We start from the raw sequence: 2,729 nt of genomic DNA, 5'->3' as shown, positions 1-2,729 counted from the left end.
GCCACGCGTCAAAGGCGCGTGGCTCGGCCCCCAAAATGTTTTTCATCCCCTCGGTTTGTAGTAGGACGCTTTAGCGCCCGTTTCCACAGCCGTTGGGAGGGGGATGAAGGGGGGTGGGACCCTTCCACCTCCTTACGAGAGCTCCAGACGGAATGGGACCGGGCTGGATCGTTACCCCTATTGTAGCTGCCACCGCAACGGCCCGCCTGGCATGGGTCGCTGGGGCTTGATCTTCCCTCTTCCTCTTTTTGACCGGTTTCTGGTTTTCGATAGAATGAAAGGGCAGCCATCCACACCCCGCGTTCACCGCCGCCGCTCATTAGATTCTAAGGGAAGGGGGTTCCCATGCGTGTGGTTTTCCCATTCACGGCGATTGTCGATCAAGAGCGGATGAAACGCGCGTTGGTGCTCTGTGCGATTTATCCACAGATCGGCGGGGTGTTAATCCGCGGTGAGCGGGGCACGGCCAAGTCCACCGCTGCCCGGGCGCTGGCGGCGCTCCTCCCGGAGATCGAGGTGGTGGCCGATTGTCCTTTCTCCTGCGATCCCCACCAGCCAGCCACATGGTGCACGCTCTGCCAAGAACGTGTGGCCCGCGGCGAGACCCTTCCAGTGGCCCGGCGCAAGACCCGCTTCGTGGACCTGCCGGTCAGCGCGACGGAAGATCGGGTGGTGGGAACCCTGGACATCGAACGGGCGATCCAGAAGGGGGAGCGCCGGTTTGAGCCGGGGGTTCTGGCGATGGCCAACCGGGGCCTCCTGTATGTAGACGAGGTGAATCTGCTCGATGATCACATCGTGGACGTCCTGCTGGATGCGGCGGCGATGGGGGTGAACATCGTGGAGCGGGAGGGCATCTCCTTCCAACATCCGGCCCGCTTCATCTTGGTGGGGACGATGAACCCGGAGGAAGGAGATCTGCGGCCTCAGTTGTTGGATCGCTTCGCCCTCTGCGTGAACGTGGAGGGAGTGCGGGATTCGGTTCAACGGGCGGAGATCTTGCGTCGTAACCTGGCCTTCGAGCAGGATCCGGAAGGATTCCGCGCGGAGTGGGAGCCCTACGAACGTCAACTTTCCGAAGAGATCGCTGCCGCTCGGGAGCGGCTCCCCCAGGTCATTTACACCCCGCGGGATCTCCTGCTGATTGCCGGGCTGGTGGCCAGTTTAGGGGTCGATGGACATCGGGCGGACCTGGTGATCCTGAAGACCGCGCGGGCCCATGCCGCATTTAAGGGACGGGATCAGATCACGGAGGAGGATATCTTGTTGGCAGCGGAGCTGGCGCTACCGCACCGGCTCAAGCGCCGGCCCTTTGATGAAGATGGTCATCTCACCTTGGAGCAGCTGGCCGAGCGGATGGAGCATGTTCGGCGTCAGCTCGAGGGGAACGCGCCTTCCCAGCCCACCTCCCCCTCCGAGGGGGGGACCCCAAAAAAAGCACAACGCACCGACGGGGAGCTCCGTGATCAGAGCCGTCCCGTCGGCGAGGAATCCGCGCCCTTGCAACGCCAGACAGTTACCCGACAGGAAGGCGTGTGGTGGGAGGGGGGGAAACCGGTCCCCATTGGGGAAACATTCCGGGTGAAACGCTTGGACACGCCGAAGGATCGGCGGGAGCGCCGAGTGGGCGGTCGCCGCAGCGTCACCCGTTCCGCTCGCAAACGGGGTCGCTACGTCTGGGCGCGTTCTTCCCCAGGCCAGGCGGATGATTTGGCCTTCGATGCCACCTTTCGGGCGGCAGCTCCTCATCAAATCGAACGGGATCGATCTGAAACTGCGCTGGCGATCCGTCCTGAGGATTACCACCGCAAGGTCCGGGTTCGCCGGGCGGCGAATTTGATCCTCTTCGTCGTGGACGCCTCCTGGAGCATGGCGGTGGCCGAGCGGATGGAGGCGACGAAAGGGGCGATCCTCTCGCTCCTAACCGACGCCTATCAACGGCGGGACCGGGTCGGTCTGATCGTCTTTCAGAAAGATCGGGCGCGCCTGGTGCTGCCTCCAACGTCCAGCGTGGACCTGGCGAAGAGGGCCCTCGAAGATATCCCCGTGGGGGGCAAGACGCCCCTCTCCGCAGGCCTCCTATTAGCTTACGAGGTGCTCTCTCGGGAGATGCTCCTGCGCCCCGAGGTGCGTCCATTGATGATCCTGTTGACCGACGGGGCGGGGAACGTCTCGATGACGGAGCTGCCTCCGCAGGAGGAAGCGCATCGGATCGCCGATCGGTTCCGCGAGCGCCAGATCCCATGCGTGGTGATCAACATGGAGCATGCTGCCTTCGATCAGGGTTTGGCCCAGGCCCTGGCGGATCACCTAGGGGCGCCGTGTTATACGCTTCAAGAATTAAAGGCGGAATCTCTCTACTCTACTGTGCGTGCAGCCATGCGCTGATTGCTTCGCTCCACTCCCCAAGATCCCCCCTACATCACACATAGGGAGGCCTACAATAAATTTGGAGAGCGGGATAGGCGCCCTCAGCGATCGCTCTGATCCCCCATTCGGTTTCTTTCCACTGTCCTGAGCATGGGTGATGCGGGAGGTCCGCGCGGTCCGCTCGGTGGAAGGAAGCCCTGGCGGCGCTGTGGGAGCTCGGGTTCCGGCCGGCGGGGCAGGCCATCACTCCGAGCCCCATCGCTTGGCCGGAGGGCGGATTGCTTCCGCTTGCCGAAGAAATCCAGTTGCTCTGTTGCGAAGATCGAATTGCCTATGAGGGGTGGGCCGCTTACGCGGCC

1 protein-coding gene is annotated in these 2,729 nt (G+C 63.1%); it reads left to right on the top strand.

Annotation, left to right across the window (positions count from 1 at the left end; translation table 11 throughout):
- Positions 1-345: 345 nt before the first annotated feature.
- Positions 346-2,388, top strand: a complete 2,043-nt coding sequence (locus ACFMO5_RS04715) for a putative cobaltochelatase (protein WP_376791605.1) — start codon at positions 346-348, stop codon at positions 2,386-2,388.
- Positions 2,389-2,729 lie beyond the last annotated feature (341 nt).

Origin of the sequence: Thermoflexus sp., from assembly GCF_042408365.1 — a bacterium.
Classification (GTDB): domain Bacteria; phylum Chloroflexota; class Anaerolineae; order Thermoflexales; family Thermoflexaceae; genus Thermoflexus.
Note: the sequence above shows the minus strand (reverse complement) of the source record. Positions and strands in the feature narration are given on the sequence as shown.